Annotated in this window: 13 protein-coding genes and 1 pseudogene; 4 read left to right on the top strand and 10 right to left on the bottom strand. The window is 64.3% G+C overall.

The genetic code is table 11. The features are described from left to right. Positions 1 to 2,951 (top strand): hypothetical protein (locus tag AB1384_09005; GenBank protein ID MEW6554410.1); only part of this gene is annotated, 2,951 nt, incomplete at its 5' end. Positions 2,952 to 3,115: 164 nt separating this feature from the next. Beyond that, complete coding sequence (locus tag AB1384_09010; GenBank protein MEW6554411.1) at positions 3,116 to 4,438, top strand: MFS transporter; 1,323 nt, start codon at positions 3,116 to 3,118, stop codon at positions 4,436 to 4,438. A gap of 18 nt (positions 4,439 to 4,456) precedes the next feature. On the opposite strand, the gene AB1384_09015 is transcribed toward AB1384_09010, so the two are convergent. Continuing rightward, positions 4,457 to 5,284, bottom strand: a complete 828-nt coding sequence (locus AB1384_09015; protein MEW6554412.1) for an ATP-binding protein — start codon at positions 5,282 to 5,284, stop codon at positions 4,457 to 4,459. A 372-nt stretch (positions 5,285 to 5,656) separates the two neighbouring features. Here AB1384_09015 and AB1384_09020 point away from each other — a divergent pair, with 372 nt between their 5' ends. Continuing rightward, positions 5,657 to 7,153: an NAD(P)/FAD-dependent oxidoreductase gene (locus AB1384_09020; GenBank protein MEW6554413.1), complete on the top strand. Its 1,497-nt coding sequence runs from the start codon at positions 5,657 to 5,659 to the stop codon at positions 7,151 to 7,153. 28 nt (positions 7,154 to 7,181) lie between these two features. Then, positions 7,182 to 8,732 carry an NAD(P)/FAD-dependent oxidoreductase gene (locus AB1384_09025; GenBank protein MEW6554414.1) on the top strand — a complete coding sequence of 517 codons (1,551 nt, stop codon included), beginning with the start codon at positions 7,182 to 7,184 and terminating at the stop codon, positions 8,730 to 8,732. A 145-nt stretch (positions 8,733 to 8,877) separates the two neighbouring features. Here AB1384_09025 and AB1384_09030 read toward each other — a convergent pair whose 3' ends face one another. From AB1384_09030 to AB1384_09070, 9 genes and pseudogenes are all read right to left on the bottom strand, one after another. Then, complete coding sequence (locus AB1384_09030; GenBank protein MEW6554415.1) at positions 8,878 to 9,321, bottom strand: Hsp20/alpha crystallin family protein; 444 nt, start codon at positions 9,319 to 9,321, stop codon at positions 8,878 to 8,880. Between the two features lie 412 nt (positions 9,322 to 9,733). Beyond that, positions 9,734 to 10,105: pseudogene (locus AB1384_09035) on the bottom strand (cation transporter). Positions 10,106 to 10,221: 116 nt separating this feature from the next. Next, on the bottom strand, positions 10,222 to 10,347 hold the full coding sequence (locus tag AB1384_09040; GenBank protein ID MEW6554416.1) for an RCKP-type rubredoxin-like domain-containing protein: 126 nt from the start codon (positions 10,345 to 10,347) through the stop codon (positions 10,222 to 10,224). Positions 10,348 to 10,617: 270 nt separating this feature from the next. Then, complete coding sequence (locus AB1384_09045) at positions 10,618 to 11,088, bottom strand: helix-turn-helix transcriptional regulator (protein ID MEW6554417.1); 471 nt, start codon at positions 11,086 to 11,088, stop codon at positions 10,618 to 10,620. Positions 11,089 to 11,241: 153 nt separating this feature from the next. Continuing rightward, a complete protein-coding gene (locus AB1384_09050; GenBank protein ID MEW6554418.1) occupies positions 11,242 to 12,246 on the bottom strand; it encodes a cation diffusion facilitator family transporter in 1,005 nt (334 codons plus the stop codon). Between the two features lie 155 nt (positions 12,247 to 12,401). After that, complete coding sequence (locus tag AB1384_09055) at positions 12,402 to 13,349, bottom strand: polysaccharide deacetylase family protein (GenBank protein ID MEW6554419.1); 948 nt, start codon at positions 13,347 to 13,349, stop codon at positions 12,402 to 12,404. Between the two features lie 194 nt (positions 13,350 to 13,543). Further along, a complete protein-coding gene (locus AB1384_09060; GenBank protein MEW6554420.1) occupies positions 13,544 to 14,824 on the bottom strand; it encodes a saccharopine dehydrogenase NADP-binding domain-containing protein in 1,281 nt (426 codons plus the stop codon). Continuing rightward, the gene (locus tag AB1384_09065) at positions 14,824 to 15,675 is read right to left on the bottom strand and encodes an SDR family NAD(P)-dependent oxidoreductase (protein MEW6554421.1); all 852 of its coding nucleotides are present in this window, start codon (positions 15,673 to 15,675) and stop codon (positions 14,824 to 14,826) included. Before AB1384_09065 ends, AB1384_09060 begins: the two co-directional genes overlap by 1 nt. A gap of 20 nt (positions 15,676 to 15,695) precedes the next feature. Then, positions 15,696 to 16,547, bottom strand: coding sequence for an SDR family NAD(P)-dependent oxidoreductase (locus tag AB1384_09070; protein ID MEW6554422.1), 852 nt, complete (start codon positions 16,545 to 16,547; stop codon positions 15,696 to 15,698). Positions 16,548 to 16,679: the final 132 nt, after the last annotated feature.

A 16,679-nucleotide genomic window follows, 5' to 3' on the forward strand; every position in this document is an offset into this window, starting at 1 on the left:
CCGTCACCAGCACGGGCGGCGGGGTGGTGTGCGAGCGGGCCATGTACTGGAACGGGCGCGCGGGGGGGCACGACTCGGTGGGGGTGACCTCCCCCGCGCCGGTGTGGTACCTGGCGGAGGGGGCCACCGCCGGCGAGTTCGAGACCTGGGTGCTGGTGCAGAACCCCGGGAAAGAAGCGGTGAGTGTCGACTTCGCCCTCAACACCGCCGCTGGCGAGATCAGGCCAGCGGAACTGCAGGGGTTGGAGGTGGCGGGCGGCTCCCGCAGTACCTTCAGCCTCGACCGCTACGTGGACACCTACGACGTCTCCACCACCGTCACCAGCACGGGCGGCGGGGTGGTGTGCGAGCGGGCCATGTACTGGAACGGGCGCGCGGGGGGGCACGACTCGGTGGGGGTGACCTCCCCCGCGCCGGTGTGGTACCTGGCGGAGGGGGCCACGACCCCGGCCGTGGAACCGGGGGACGTGGAGCTGCGCGTCAAGGAGACGGCGGGGGTCGCGAGGAACGGTGAGATCACCACCTCCGGCGTTCCCATTCCCCGCGATATGGCCGTTTTCACGGCCGGTGACATCGGGCTGTACAACACCGACGGTTCACCCGTCCCCTGCCAGGTGGAGGTGACCGCCCGCTGGGGCGGCGCTCCAGAAGACACCTCGAAGCCGGCCAGGTGGGTGTTGCTGGATTTCCCGGCCAGCGTCGCGGCGGGCGGTGAGTCCACCTATTACCTGCGGCGGCCGGGAGCGCGGACGGCCGCGGTCCGCCCCTCCAGCCAGCCGCACATAGATGTCATGGAGGACGCCACCGGGATCACCGTGGACACAGGCGCGGCGACCTTCCGCCTCGGCCGCGGCGGCTTCGACCTCTTCGAGAGCGTCGAGCTCGCGGGGGCAGGGACGCTGCTGGCGCCCTCACAGGAGAACGGCTTCACCATATCCTCGGGCGGCCGCGATTTCCGCTCCAGCCTCTCTCCCCCCGCCCAGCTCTCCGTCGAAGACGCCGGACCGCTGCGGGCGACGGTGACGGCGCGGGGAAGCCACGCCTTCTCCGGTGGAGGCACCCTGCTGGACTATACGGCCCGCATCCATTTTTATGCCGGCTCTCCCCGCGTCCGGGTCCTCTACACCCTGGAGAACCACGAGGCCACCCAGCCAGACGCCATGGGTCAGCCCCAGTGCTGGGACATCGGTTGTCCGGGCAGCCGGGCTTTTTCCGGCCTGGATCTCGAACTGTACCCGGACTTGGGACCCTCGCCCACCGCCACCCTGGACCCCGGCGAGGAGGGAAAGGAGGCTTTTTCAGGCCCCGGGAGCGGCCTCTCCCTCTACCAGGACTCCTCGGGGTCCGCCTGGTGGGACGTGCACCGCGGACATACGCCGCGGCCGCAGTCCTACGTCTCTTTCAGGGGATGGAAGGCCCGGCGCGGCGGCACGGAGATAGCCGGTGGCGACCGCGCCCAGCCCTGGCTGGACCTGTCCGGCGGCGGCAAGGGGCTGGCCATGGCCTTGCGGGGGTTCTGGCAAAACCACCCCAAGGGCCTGTATGCGGAAGGGGACTATATCCGCCTGGCCATCTTCCCGGAGGAGTACGGCGGGGACTTCCGCTTCCGCCCGGGCGAGCACAAAACCCACGAGGTCCTCCTCTACTTCCATGCCGGCAGCGCCGCCGAGGCGGGAGTGGCCGGCACCATGGCCGCCATGAACGCGCCCCTCTTCGCCCTGGCCGCCCCCGCATGGTACGCCCGCAGCGGGGCCCTGGGAAGGATGGCGGTGCGCGGCTCCGATACCGCCTTCTCCGCCTACGAGGACCAGAACCGCGCCGCCTTCGACGCCTCCATCGGCACCACCGGCAACTCGCTCCTGCGCAGTATCGAGGAGAACGACTTCTACGGCTGGTGCGACTACGGGGACGTGCCGCTGGATTACGAGACGCCTTCCGGCCAGATGAACCTCAAGTACGACTTCGACTACGGCATGCTGCTGCAGTTCCTGCGCACCGGCGACTACCGCTGGTGGGAGCTGGCCGTACCCGCCTGCCGCCACGTGGCCGACGAGGACGTGCTCCACTACGAGGGCGGCATCGACCACTGGTCGGACGGGGGCTACTTCGGCCACTCCTACCACGACGAGCCGGGCGACTCGAACCCCCACCGTAACTACGGCGCTCCCCATCCCGACCTCTGTTTCGCGGTGTCTGGTGGGTTGCTGCACTACTACCTCACCGGCTACGAGGAGTCCCGGGAGGCCGCCTTCGAGGTCATCGAGAACATGCGCTACCGTTACGAGAACAGTTACGGCAGGGGCAACGGCGAGGGCTGGGCCGACGGTTACAACGACTACGGCAGCGATTCCTTCCGCCCCTTCGCCAACGGCCTGCGCGTCATGGGCGAGGCCTACGCGGCCAGCGGCGACGGCAAGTACCTGGCCACCGCCGACTGGATCATCGCGAACTCCCACCGTGCCGCCGATCCCTTCCTGGCCTCCCCCCAGGCGGGCGCCGGCGGGGGCACGTCCATCTTCTCTCTGGATATGTTCACCTTCTCCCTGGGGCGCCACCTGGACCTGCTGGCGGCGTCGGGACTGCCCGACACCGGGAACCTGGCTGGCTACCTGGTGAACCTGGTGCGGCACGAGGTTGAGCAGTGCTGGCGAACGGGCGCCGAGGGCTACCAGGGTTTTCCTTACGCCTGGAGCTATGCGGGAGTGGCGGACGAGACCTTCGGGGTGGTCAACCTCTGCAACTGGCACCTCCTCTCCGCCGACTGCCTCACCTACGCCTACCTCTACGGCGGAGGCGACGACCTGCTGGACCTGGCGGCGCAGGCCTTCCGCACCGGCTCCGAGCGTCCCAACGGGGAGGGTACGTCGCCCGGTTACTGGTCCACCAAGGAGTCGGTGAACGCCGCCGTCTTCGGCCAGGTCTACATGGAGACGGCGGACCGGCAGCCGTGACATCCGCCATCGAAACCCCTCCTCCTCCGACCCCTGACATGCCTATCCCTATTTGCGGCCGCACCTCGCGCACTGGAAGCACGGCTCTCTAACGTTTCCGGCCCGTGGAAGATGCGAAACGTTACAGGCGGCCCCGGCAGGGGGTAGTATGGTACGGGGCGTCCATGGGAGGACAGCGAGAGGAGACACTGCGGCAGATGCGGTCCAGGCGGCAGCGGGACATCATGTCGGGCGGCGGGAACGCAGAGCAAGAACTGCGGCACGGCGTCCTGAGCGCCCTTTCGTCCCGCGGTTTCCGCATGTACTGGTCCGGAGCTTTCATCTCGAGCGTGGGCAGCTGGCTGCAGATGACCGCCGTCCTCTGGTTCGTGAGGGCGGAAGGCAGTGATTCCCTGGTCGGTTTCACCAACATGGTCTCCTGGATACCCTGCCTCTTCCTGGGCCTTTTCGCGGGAGCCATCTCCGACCGCCTAGACCGGAGGCGGCTCATCCTGGCCTGCCAGGCGGTGATGATGCTCTGTTCCATCATGATCGGAGTGTGCATCCACACCTCAATCCACGACCTCACGCTCATCGTCTTTCTGGGGATCTCGGGCGTGGCCTACGCCATCTTCGTCTCCGCCTGGGTATCCACCATCCCCTTTCTGGTGACCCGGGAGAACATCCTGAGCGCGGTGACCCTGAACAACGTGCAGTTCAACCTGGCCCGCTTCATCGGGCCGATAATCGCCGGGCTGCTTCTCGTGGCCACCAGCGACTACGTGCCCTTCTACCTGAACGCCCTTACCTTCGGCGCTTTCATGCTCCTCATCATGCTCTCCGGAGCCGAGCTGCCGCCGCCCGAGCCGCGCCGTGAGGGCATGGGGCGGAGCGTCGTCGCTGGCTTCAGATACGTGCGCGAGGACCCCTGGATCGCCAGGGTGCTCGCCACCGTAGCGGGCCTCTCCTTCTTCGGCTTCTCCTTCATCGTACTGATCCCATCGGTCTGCTCACAGGTCCTGCTGGTGGACGACCGCTACTACGGTCTCCTCATGGGCATGACGGGACTGGGGGCGCTCGCCGGCATGGCCGCCGTCTCACTGCTGAAGAACAAGGTCAGGCTCAAGACGATGATGGGCTTGGGCGCGCTCTCCACCGCGCTCTTCCTCATCGCTTTCTCCTTCTCGCGCACCTACTGGCTCTCCTGCCTCCTCGCCGCGGGCGCCGGGGGCAGCTTCCTCGTCTGCAACACGGGGGCGGGGGCCGCCCTGCAGGGGAACGTCAGCCCCGGTATACAGGGGCGGGTATCGAGCATGTGGGTGGTGGCATACATCGGCGTCTTCCCCCTCGGGGGCATGCTGCTCGGGGTCCTCTCCGATGCCCTTTCCGTGCAGACCGCGCTGCTGATCGCGGGCTCCGCCTGCGTCATGGTCGCCCTGTTCGTGGCCCTCTTCGTGTCCGTCCCCGGGGAGAAGGTTGCACATCGCCGACCTCGGCTTGGAATATAGTCTTTGGGGCATGTCGCCTCACAGGTGGGATGAGGCGCCACCGATGGGGACGGAGAAAAAGAAGGTGGAGCCCTCTCCGGGAGCCGATTCCACCCACACCTCTCCCCCCCAGCCTTCGACCGCGCGCTTTACCGTGGAGAGGCCGATGCCCAGTCCGTGGTGATATTCGCTACTCAGCCGCCAGAAGGGCTCGAAGATCCTGGCATGCTCGCCCTCTTCGATGCCGATGCCGTTGTCCTCGACATAAAAGACCACGTCGCCCTCGCGCGCATCGGCGCCACAAGCGACCACGGGTTCGGGGTTGTCTCCCATATACTTGAGCGCGTTATCCACCAGGTTGCGATAGACCTGCTGCAGCCTCAAGGGATCCACCCGCACTACCGGCAACCCTTCCTCTATCTTCACCCTCACCTTCCTGGCGCGTATCTCGGCCTCCCTCTCCGCCACAATCTCGTTCAGGATCTCACCGGGATCCACCGCCTCCGGCTTCCCCTCCGGACGGCCCGCCTCCGAATATGCGAGCAGCGAAGCGATGAAGTCGTCCATGCGGTGGGCCAGGTGGACGATCTTCTCCAGGCACTCCTGCAACAGCTCGTCCCTGCCCTCCAGCGCAACCTGGGCGTAACCCTCGATCACGGAAACGGTGCTGCGCAGATCATGGGAGATGGTGTGCGCGAAGGCCTCCAGCTCGGCGTTGCGGGCGCGGAGTTCCTCCTCGATGCGGATGCGCTCGTCGATCTCGTTCTGCAGCCTCTCATTGGTCATCATAAGCTGCAGGGTACGGTCCTCTACCAGTTCCTCCAACTCGGAGAGGAACTTGCCCTTCGACCTGTCCTCGTCCTTCAATATCCTCACCCAGGCAAGACTGATAGCCGGATAGCAACTTATGGTTTGTGTACGCGATGATCGCCGGAGTTGCATGCATTTCGCCCTTCATCATTTTATCGTCAGGCGGGCCTGCCATATTAACACCGTATTCCCGCGGCAGGGAGCTGCCCCCCGCCTGGGGCTCGCCTTCATGCCGATGATCCCCCGTCCAGGCCAGGTCGCGGTAGAGCTGGATCCATCCCCGCGAAAGAGGCGTGAGACCGCGTTTCTTCCCCCTTGCGGTGAGTTGCTGTGACTTTACAGTCAATTGCGCTAGCTAATATTCATCCACGGTGTTACTATCGTGAATTGAGGAACTCGATCTCTGTCGCGAAGGGAGAGTGCAGGGCCATGGATTACGACGCCATCGTGATAGGAGCGGGCCTCGGGGGACTGTCCTGTGCCGCCATGCTGGCGCAGAAGGGGTTAAAGACCCTGGTGTGCGAGAACACCTCCCGGGTGGGAGGCTGCTGCTCGTCCTACGACCACGAGGGTTACCGTTTCGACATCGGCGCCAGCGTGGTGGAGCTGGAATGGGTCATCGATGAACTCTTCGAGCGCATGGGAAAGAAGACCTCCGACTTTATCGACTTCATACCTATCGACCCCATCTACGGCTTCATCACCGCCGACGGGCGGCGTTTCTCCTATCCCGTGGATGTCGCGGGGACCCGCGAGGTCATCGCGAGCCTGTCGGAGGAGGATGCGCGGGCCTGGGACCGCTTCGCGAAGGTAAGCTCGGAAGCGGTGAGGAAGGCCTTCGGCAACGTCATGGCCAAGCCCATGGCGACCATGCGGAACATGGTGAAGGTGGGCATGGAGAACCCCGCCCTCATGAAGTTCATGAAGTATTTCGTCCTCAATTTCGAGTCCACCCTGTGCAGCTTCTTCAAAAACGACACCGTCAGGGCCTCCATGAGCCTGCAGTCCTACTTCATCGGCTTGCCTCCGGCCCTCTGCCCGGGATACGTGGCCTTCCTCGCCTATTCCGAGCACGAGGGGGTCTTCTATCCCCGGGGAGGCATGATCGCCATACCCCAGGGCATCGCCAGGGCCTGCGAGGATTTCGGGGGAGAGATAAGGTTCAACGCCACCGTGAAGAGGGTCCTTCTGGACGGCAGGCGCGCCTGCGGCGTCGAGCTGGAGGACGGCACCCAGATAAGGTCGCGCATGGTGGTCTCGAACATCAACGCCAAGACGCTCTACCTCGAACTGGTGGGAGAGGAGAACCTCCCCACCTGGGCGAAGCGGGCCATCAAGAGTTACGAGGTCTCCATGCCCTCGCCCATGATCATGCTGGGCCTGGACACCAGGCCCGACCTCGACGCCCATCACACCATCCCCTACTCCACCCTGGACAACATGAACAGCATCTGGTTCGACGAGTACCTGAACAACCGCATACCCGCTTTCGGTGCCGGGCTCATCTCCTGGCCCACCCACGCCGACCCCTCGCTGGCTCCGGAGGGGCACCACATCCTGAACATGATCGCCTTCGCCCCCTACGAGCCCTCGGAGGGCGACTGGGACGTGATCAAGGAGCCCTACCTTGAGAAGCAGCTCGACGTCCTGGAGCGGAACTTCGGCCTCAATCTCCGCGACCACGTGGTGACGGCCAGGGTCAACACGCCCAAGGACTTCGAGAGGATGCTGCGACATCCCCGGGGCGCCGTATACGGACTGCAGAGCGACGTCACCTGCTCGGCGGCCTTCCGCCCGGGCACGCGCTCGCGGGCGGTGAAGGGCCTGTACCTCACCGGGGCCTCCACCCACCTGGGAGGCGGCATCGCCCCCACCATAGGTTCGGGCGTGGTAGCGGGAGACCTCATCGAGAAGGATTTCAGCTGATATCTCTCAGCGGTGAAGGAGGACTAGCATGGCCGGGAACAGATACGATGTGGTCATCATCGGCGCCGGCGTGGCCGGCCTCGTCTGCGGGAACTACCTGGTGCGCAAGGGCAAGAAGGTCCTGATCCTGGAGCACGGCAAGATGGTGGGGGGGAACATCCAGGGCATCCGCCGCAAGGGCTTCTTCTTCGATGCCGGCTCGCAGTCCACGGAGAACGTGGGCATACTCTTCCCCATCCTCGAGGACCTGGGGATCTTCGATCCGGCCGAATGGGACCAGGCGGACTGGCGCTGGATGACGCCCGACTGCGACGTGGTCCTGCGCGACTTCGAGCAGATACGGGGCGACTTCAAGAGCGCCTTCCCGGAGTCCGGGGCCGATATCGATAAGTGGTTCGATTTCATCGAGCCGGGATGCAACATGATGAGGGACCTCATGGGCGGCACCCCCTTCCCGCTGCTGCCGCGGGGCGCCGACAAGTACCGCCTCATGGCCAAGATGTCCAAAGTGGGTTTCCCCATGCTCAAGCTCATGCCCGAGACCCTGAGGAAGCCGGGCAGCGAGAAGGGGCGGGAGATCTTCCGCGACCCGCGGCTGGCCTTCCTCTTCGGGGAATTCGGCGATAAGAACATGCTGCTCTTCATGTACTATGCCTTCTGGTACAGCTTCCTCTACGACTACACCTACCCCAAAGGTGGCCTGGTTGCACTGGCGGACATGCTGGCCGATTCGTTCAAAGAGAAGGGCGGAGAGATAAGGCTCTCCTGCACCGTCGACAGGATACTGAGCGAGGGAAGCACGGCCGTGGGGGTGGAGACCGCAGACGGCGAACAGTACCGCGCGGAGAAGATCGTGAACACCGGCAATCCCAAGCGGCTGGTCACGCAGATGATCGAACCCTCACTGCTGCCCGCGAAGTTCCGGGAAAGGATAAAAAGCGGCCCGGTGAGCGTATCGGTGATCACCGCTTTCCTGGGCCTGGACATGTCCGACGGGGAGCTGGCCAGGACTATGAAGACCCATCATACCATCTACTGGAGGACGTACGACGTCCCCTGCGACATCTACGACCCCGACCTGCACCGCAAGGGCTGGGCCATGCTCAGCTGGTGCTCCATGCACGACAAGAGCCTGGCCCCGGAAGGCAAGAACTCCATGATCGTGCAGGTCCCCGTGCCCTACGACTGGATGAACGGGTGGGGCACCGGCTCGTCCGATCCCATGGCCCGCAACGACGCTTACCGGAGATTGAAGGAACGGGTCCTGGACGATGTCATCGAGGACACGGAGTACGTCCTGCCCGGCCTGCGCGACAAGCTGGAATACAAGGAGCTGGCGACGCCGCGCACGCTCTCCCGCTTCACCCTGAACCCGCAGGGCTCCATCATGGGCTGGTCCTACGACATGTACCAGACCCCGCTTTTCGGTCGCTTCGCGCAGTTCAAGACGCCCCTCGACAACCTCTACCTTGCCGGCCACTACGCCATCTGGCCCGGGGGCATCGTCTTCTCCGCCCTCACCGGCAAGCTGGTGGCCGAGGGCATGTACGAGGGCTTCGCGAAATCGCTGTTGTGGTAGGGGCAACGAGCGGGGGCGTGGCCGCGGGCCTTGCGTCCTGGATGATGGGCCTTCCGAGTTCCGACGCGGGCACCCACAATGGAAAGCGCGGACCTTCCTGTGAAGGTCCGCGCCAGCCATCGCGAGCCGTAGTCCCGAGCATCCCTTACGAGGAGGCAATGGGTATTTTCTTCTTTTCCGTTACCTCCCCGGCGACGGCTCCCGCCACGCGGACTTCCAGGACTCCGTCCTTGAGGTTGGCCGCGATGTCCTCTTCCTTCACCTCTCGCGGCAGCGGCACGGTGCGAGTGAAGGTGCCGGCATAGCGCTCTCTCCGGTAATAGTCCTTCTCCTCGATCTTCTCCTCATGCTCGTGCCTGCCCGAGATGGTCAGGCAGGAATCCTCGAGGTCGATCTCCACCTCTTCAGACTTGAACTCCGGAAGCTCCATCTTGATCAATAGATCACCCCCGTCGGTGTACACATCCATGCTGGGCAGATAACGCGCAGCCGGGAGCCGGAACTCGGCCAGGTCTCCCAGCAGCAGGCTCCGCGGGAACCACTCCCTGACCAGCGACGGGAACGATGCGTTCCATCTCATGATAGCCATCTCTCACACCTCCCTTCGGGTCGTCTTACGGAGAGTGCGGATTCTGCTCATCCCTGGCGCCGCGGAACCTCGAGGTTTCAGACTCCAGACCTCAAACCTCAAGGGTTCAACTCGTTATCGAGTCCTGTTTAGGACGCCGCCCTCGAGGCTCCGCCTCTTTCTCTCTTTCATCCTTCGCGGCAGCCGCACTCCCTCATCTCCTCGATCGTCTCCCTTAGAGCCGATCTTCGCTCGTTTCCTCGTTTACAAGGCATTTTATGGCCGGCCCATTCCGGCCCTTCAGTCTTCTCCTTCAATTCAAAATAATAGCCCCATGACAATATATGGTAAATGAGCTGGCTCATATCCAGGGGGTGGGGGGGCTGCCGGAAGGCGGCAGTCGTCTCGAGTCGTTGCCTGTCGTGGAGCTGCTTTAATCCTCCTCATCGTCACCGTCTTCAACGGCCTCCTCCCACACCTCAAAGCCCTCGCGCAGGAGGAAGACGACGATGACCATGCCGGCGATGGGATCGGCCTGCCAGAAGCCGAAGAGGTAGTTCGCTCCCAGCCCCAGGAGGAGGGCCAGGGACAGGAAAGCGCAGGCCAGGGTCTCCCTGGAGTCCGCGATCAGCGCCCTGCTCCCGATGCGTTTGCCGGTGTCGTTCTTCATCCTGGCCAGGAAGGGCATGAAGGCCAGGGAGACCAGGGCGAGGATGATCCCCGGCAGAGAGGCCTCGGGGATCTCCTCGTACAGCAGCTTGGTCACTGATTCATGGAAGACGTAGAGGGCCAGGATGAAGAAGGTGGCGCCGACAAAGCGCGGCTTCGGCTATGTTGTACCCGATGGTGAAATACTCGAGGTGGAGGCCTCTCTTGTAGAGATCCATCGCCGCGATACAGGTTGGCCGCGCCGGTCGCGCGCTACTTCTTCTTGGCGTCTTCTTCCTTCTTCTCGAACGGGCCCGGCCCGTCGCAATTGGGGCATTTCTTCGGCTTGCAGCGGGAATCCCTGACGTAGCCGCACTTCTTGCATACCCAATCCGCCATCTCGGCACCTCCACGTGTTCATCGCCGGCGGGGCTCCCCGCCTCGGCCTTTCCGGTTATCCATAACTATTCTGCCCGCGGACACACCGTTGTCAACATGGCATGGCACGGTCCCGATGCTAAAGATCCCGCTCGCCGGGTTCGCCCCTCCCGGCCTTCGGCCCACGGGCTTCACGCATTGCGGGCACATCCCGGGGATCGCCGCAAAGCCCGCCCCGATATCCGCGGGGCGGGCTTGGCAAAGTGAAAGGCGCAGCACGAAAAGGGCGAGCTATTTCGCCAGGCTGCCGTAGCGCTGCTTGAACTTCTGCAGGAGGGTCGATACCTCGTCGAGGTTGGCCGCCCACATGTCCAGCACCTCCATCCCCTCGGGGGTCAGGCGGTAGACCTTGCGGGCGGGTCCGGAGCCGCTGTCGTCCAGGCTGCTCTCGGCCAGGCCTCCCCTCTCCAGGTGGCGCAGCAGGCGGTAGAGCAGCGAGGGGTCCATGCCGCTCTGGCCGACGCCGAATTCCTTGAGCCGCCCCATGAGCTCGTATCCGTGCACCGGCTCCTCCGCCAGCAGGAGCATTAGTATGGGCCTGATGAACCGCCTGCTGATGTCCGGACCGCAGCTGCAGCGGTCGGCTATCATGCGTGCCATGTGCATGTGGCCGGGGTGAAGGCCCTCGCCATGATGGAGATCCTCGCCATGGTGACCTCCACAGCCACAATCCCCTTCCCCGTGTGATGACCCGAAAAACATTCTCCTCACCTTCCTTCGAACCAACGGATTGGACCATATCCTATATAGAGTATTATTCACTATTGTATTAATGTCAATAGTGCATCTATTTCATTGTTCTCTGAAGGTAAATATGCAGCTAAAACCTGGTTGCCTTCGAGGGAATGAAGAAATTCAGTGGGAATGCGGCGGCAGATCATCATGCGCATGGCCGCCAAAGCAGTGGAACTCCCCTCCCGAGGCATGTTCGGGATCGACATGGATGGTGGCGTCGGAGAGGTATTTCAGGTGGTGGAGGAGCTGGTGGCGGGCCTCGATGGCGATGTCGTGTCCCTCCTCCACCGTGAGGTCCGCGCACACGCTCAGGTTGAGCTCCGCGTGCATGCGGTGGCCCAGCCATCTCACCCGCACTCCCGTCACCTCCCTCACGCCGGGGACATGAGAGACGGTGAGAGCGATCTCGCCTGTTACCTCCGGGTCCACCCCGTCGAGGAGCCGGATGAAGACCGCCCTCCCCGACTGCCAGACGATGCGCAGGATGGCCGCGGAGATGATCAGCCCCACGATGGGATCCGCCAGGCGAAAGCCGAGCCAGACCCCGATAGCCCCGGCGAGGACCCCCAGGCTCGTGAGGCCGTCCACGCGCGCATGGTAGCCGTCGGCGACCAGTGCCGCGCTGCCGATCTCCCTGCCCACCCTGACGCGGAACAGGGCTACTCCCTCGTTGCCCACGAAACCGACCACGGCGGCGACCGCCACCGCCCACAGGTTGGTGATGTCCCGGGGATTGAGGATACGGTCGATGGCCTCGTAGGCCGCGAAGGCGGCGCTGCCCAGGATGATGAGCACGATGAGCACTCCCGCCAGGTCTTCCAGCCTCCCCAGGCCGTAGGTGAAACGTCGGGTGGGGCGCCGCCGCCCCAGGTGAAAGGCGATCCAGAGCGGCACGGCGGTAAAGGCATCCCCGAAGTTGTGTATGGTGTCGGCGAGCAGCGCCACACTGCCCGAGAGCAGTACCACGGCGACCTGGACGATGCCGGTGATGAGCAGCACCAGCAGCGACCATTTCACCGCCTGGATCCCCCGCCGGGTGGAAAGGATCAGGGGGTCGGTGGTGCCATGGCTATGGCCGTACCCGTGCCCTTGACCAGGCTCATGTGCGTCGATGCTCCTCTTCATCGGGTATCCCCTGTATCCAGGATTTGGACCAGGAAGCCTCATTGATATTCTTCCCGCCTCGTCGGCGCTGTCCTGCCACTTCTTGCGGACGGCAAATGAGCGGACTTCCTCCCGGGCAGGACCTCAGTCGTCCGTGATGATGGTCTCGGTGATGGTCACCGGCTCGAGGCCGGAGGCGCGCAAGTCGCGGATGAGAGGGGGCAGGGCTGCCGTCTTCTGAGAGGCACTGACCGCATGCATGACCACGATGGCCCCGGGTCGAGCCCTGGCCATAATGTGCGCGTAGAGGGCGCTCGCGGATATGCCGGTGTAGTCATGGGAGTCGATGTTCCAGTAGACGCTGATGTAGCCCAGGGAGTTGAGCTGGGCGAGGGCGGAGGCATTGCGGGACCCGTAGGGGAAGCGGAAGTAGGGCGCGGGGAGTAGCCTGTTATCCGGGAGATGGCGACGCCGGACGTGACGATCTCCTCGTAGCGCTTCTGCGCAGAGATGCCGGTGAACTCGCGGTGGTCGTAGGAGTGGCTGGCCACTTCGTGCCCCTCGTCGGCCATGCGCCTCACCAGGTCCAGATTCGAGTCCGCGAAGGTCCCCAGCACAAAGAAGGTGCAGTGCGCGTCGCATGCCTTGAGCGCATCCAGGATGGCGACGGTAGCGGCGCGGTCGCCCTCCGCGTCGAAGGTTAGGGCGATGCGCCTGAGCGAGGTGTCGCCGTTGAATATCTCCGCGAGCCCCAGGGAGAGCACCAGCTGGTCGCGGTCGACGCATCGCCACTCGGGCTGGCTGCTGCGGTAGCGGAAGTACATGGGGCGCTCGGCCACGATGGGCACGCCGTTGGTCGAGAAGACGGCGATGGAGAAGTCGCCGTGGGGGTTGTTGGCGCGTCCCGGGCCCAGGCCGGGCTCGTGCACGGGGATGGTCGCGCGGGAGTGGGGCTCCAGGGTTATGCCCGGCCTCGCCTCCACCGCACCGTCGCCGCAGTAGTAGCGGATATCGCAGACGGCCGCCTCGCCAGTGGGGTTCTGCAGGCACAGCCAGGTATCGAAGCCGTCGCGGGAGCAGCCCTCGGCGAAGAACCAGGTGGTGCTGGCTCCTTCACTCCCCATGACATCATGCCCACCGCTCCAGGCGCATAAAGCCGGCGTTACCGGTATAACAATGGCAACTGCGGCGATGAACAACACGACGGGGGGGGGACCAGGCGCTTGAAGACAAGCCCCCGGGTGCGGTAGAGAGAGACATTCTTGTGAGCCATCGCAGACATTCTTGCAGTGATGGGCTGAAAACACATTGACCGGTTTCAGGGAGTGCCTGCCCCCGTGACTTCGACCTGCAGGGCCTCCGCGGCGATGGGCATGGCTGCGGCCATGCGTCGGGTGAACTCCTCCGGGTCGACGCAGGCCTCCGGTGACATGACCCCCTTTTCCGCTATCGACCCGTCCAGGAGCATGGAGGCGAAGACCGCCAGGGGGGTGCCGGTCCAGTCGTCCATGTCGAAACCCCCATCCGGGCCTCCCTGGTAGCCGGCGTTGACCGCCTGTACGCGCAGCCTCCTGCCGTCCTTCACCCCTTCCACCGCCACCATCACTCCTCCTATTGAGAAACCGGAACGCTTGCCCGCCACCTCCTTGAGGAAGGCGACAAACTCACGTGCCTTCAGTTCCCGGCGCCAGAGCTGCGAGACCACCCCTCCGAACACGCTCAGGTAAAGCCTGGTGCCGCGCGGGCTCTCTCCCGCGTCCAAGGCCAGCAGGAACCGGACCGCGTCCTTCATATCCACCTTGCCCTTGTTGACAGCGTCGGAGATGCCGCGGAAGACGCCGTTGAAGCAGGGCGGATAGAGGGAGCCCATGGTGCGCACCGTCTTCACGCCCGGGAAATAGCGGGGCATGGTGGCTACCTCCGCATGCCCCAGCTCGAAGAGCATGTAGGAACCCAGGGGCTCGGGAAAGTCCAGGACGTGCCCGATGCGGAAAGAAGGTATCTCCACGCGCCTGCCGTCCCTTATGGTGCCGCACATGCCCATGCAGGCGTGCACCATGTGCTCGAAGACCGCGGCCCCGCCCTTCTCCTTACCCTCCTCGGGCGGCGTGGAGCCGGTCACCCAGGCGAGGTCGATATTTTCCACCTCGTCCAATTGCTGGGCGCATGCGCGCGCAACGACATTGACCAGTCCCGGCGCCACCCCGCAACAGATGAGGGCGGTGATGCCCGCCTTTTCGACCTGTTCGTGCAAGGCCAGCAGCTCCAAGGCTGAATCCTCGTCATCACCCAGGTCTATATAGTCCACCTTTTCGTCCATGCAGGCCTCCACCACCGGACGGCCGGTGCGGTAGTAGGGACCGGTGCAGTTGGCCACGAGGTCGCTCCCCCTGATCACCTCGCGCAATACAGCCGGGTCGTAGATGTCCACATAGACGGCTTCCACTTCCGGAGATCCATACGAGGCGGCCACTTTCTCCGCCTTTGCCAGGTCGTAGTCGGCCAGCACCAGGCGTGCATCGCCTATCTGGGAGAGGAAGGTCCTCGCCGCCACTTGCGCCATGTCCCCCGCCCCGCCGATGACGGTTATCCTGTACATTATTGCAGCAGGCCCTTACCGGCCATCCACATGAACAGGGGTTTGCTCCACGGCTGCCTGATGAGGGCGGCCAGGCAAGCCTGGAACAGGCCGGGATTCAGGCGCTCAAGAGCCCATCCGATCTTGGCGGATGGTTGCGGCACGCAGAAGAGCCTGCCCTTCTCCACCGCCCTGACAGCCGCCTCAGCCACCTCGTCGGCGGTCATCCTGGCATGCTCGAAAGTGGCATGGGCGAACTCGGCCTCGAATGCCTCTCCGCATCTCATGTTGTCCAGGAGGTGGGTATTGAAGAACGCGGGGCAGAGCACAGTCACCCCGATCCCTTCCGGGGCCAGTTCCGCTTTGAGGGTCATGCTGAGAGATACGATGCCGGCCTTGCTGGTGTTGTAGGGCGCCATCCAGGGCAGGAAGATGATCCCCCCCTCGGAGGCGACATTGAGTATGTGACCCCCGCCCTGCTTCTTCATGCGCGGGATGAAAGAGTGACAGCCGTAGAGCATACCCCAGAAATTCACTCCGAAGAGCCACTCCCAGTCATCAAGAAGGATGTCGCCCACGCACCCGGTCACGACCACCCCGGCGTTGTTGACCAGCAGGTCCACGCCGCCCCAGCTCGTGAAGAAGTGTTCCGCCATGGCCTCGACCTTGTCCGGTTGCGAGACGTCCAGCTCGTATACCTCGCCGCTGCCGCCCGCCCGCTCGACCATGCGCAGGGTCTCCGCGGCGCCCACCGTATCGATGTCCACGATGCCGATCCTGCAACCCTTGCGCGCCAGGACCAGGGCCATGCTTCTCCCCAACCCCGAAGCCGCCCCGGTGATCACGACTCTCTTGCCGTCTAATCTCTCCATCGCCTTCCCCTTCGCGCCCGTCACTGCAGGAGACCCAGGCGCGCCAGCGCGTACATGAGCGGCCTCAGCATGCCGTGGCGGTTGAGAAAACGGAAGAGGTCGTGGAAGACGGCCGGCGTCAGCCGCTTGTTCAGCCACAGAATCTTCCCGGGGAGCTGGGGCACCACGTAGAGCCTGTCCTTCTTGACCGCCGCGATTATCCGTTTCGCCACTTCGTCGGCGTCCATCCTGGCGTTATCGAAGGTGCAGTTGAAGAACTTGTATTCCCACTCGTCGGAGTATCTCGCGGTATCGACGAGGTTGGTCTTGAAGAACATGGGGCAGGCCACCGTGATGCCGATGTTGTGCGGCGACACTTCCGCCCGCAGCGTCTCGGAGAGGGAGACCACCGCGGCCTTGGTGGTGTTGTACGGGCCCATCTCCGGGCTGGCGAGGAGCCCCGCAGAGGAGGCCACGTTTACGATGTGCCCACCGCCCTGTCTCTTCATGCGCGGCACGAACTCGTGGCAGCCATAGACCATGCCCCAGAAGTTGGCCTCGAAGACCCATTTCCAGTCCTCCAGGGGGATGTCGCCCACAAACCCCACGGAAGCCACCCCGGCGTTATTGATGAACAGGTCCACCCCGCCCCAGCGGTCGAAGAAATAGCTGGCCATCGCGGCGACCTCTTCAGGATCGGCCACATCGGCATGGAAGACCTCGCCCGAGCCCCCAGCCCGCTCCACCATATCCAGGGTCCCGGCCGCGCCGGCGTCGTTGATATCCACGATGCCGATACGCCAGCCCTCCCGGGCCAGCGCGAGCGCCAGCGACCTCCCCAGCCCCGAGGCCGCCCCGGTGATGACCGCCCTCTTAGCATCCAGCTTGTACATGTGCTACCCCCGTTCCAGGCATTACCTGCCCATCTCCAGCCGACAGCTCAGGTGACATTATACCCGGAACCCCTCCGGGGAGGACATCAGCGGAGCTACGGGAATGTCCGCCGCCGGGATATATGCCGCGTA

The organism is Actinomycetota bacterium, assembly GCA_040757835.1.
Classification (GTDB): Bacteria; Actinomycetota; Geothermincolia; order Geothermincolales; family RBG-13-55-18; genus SURF-21.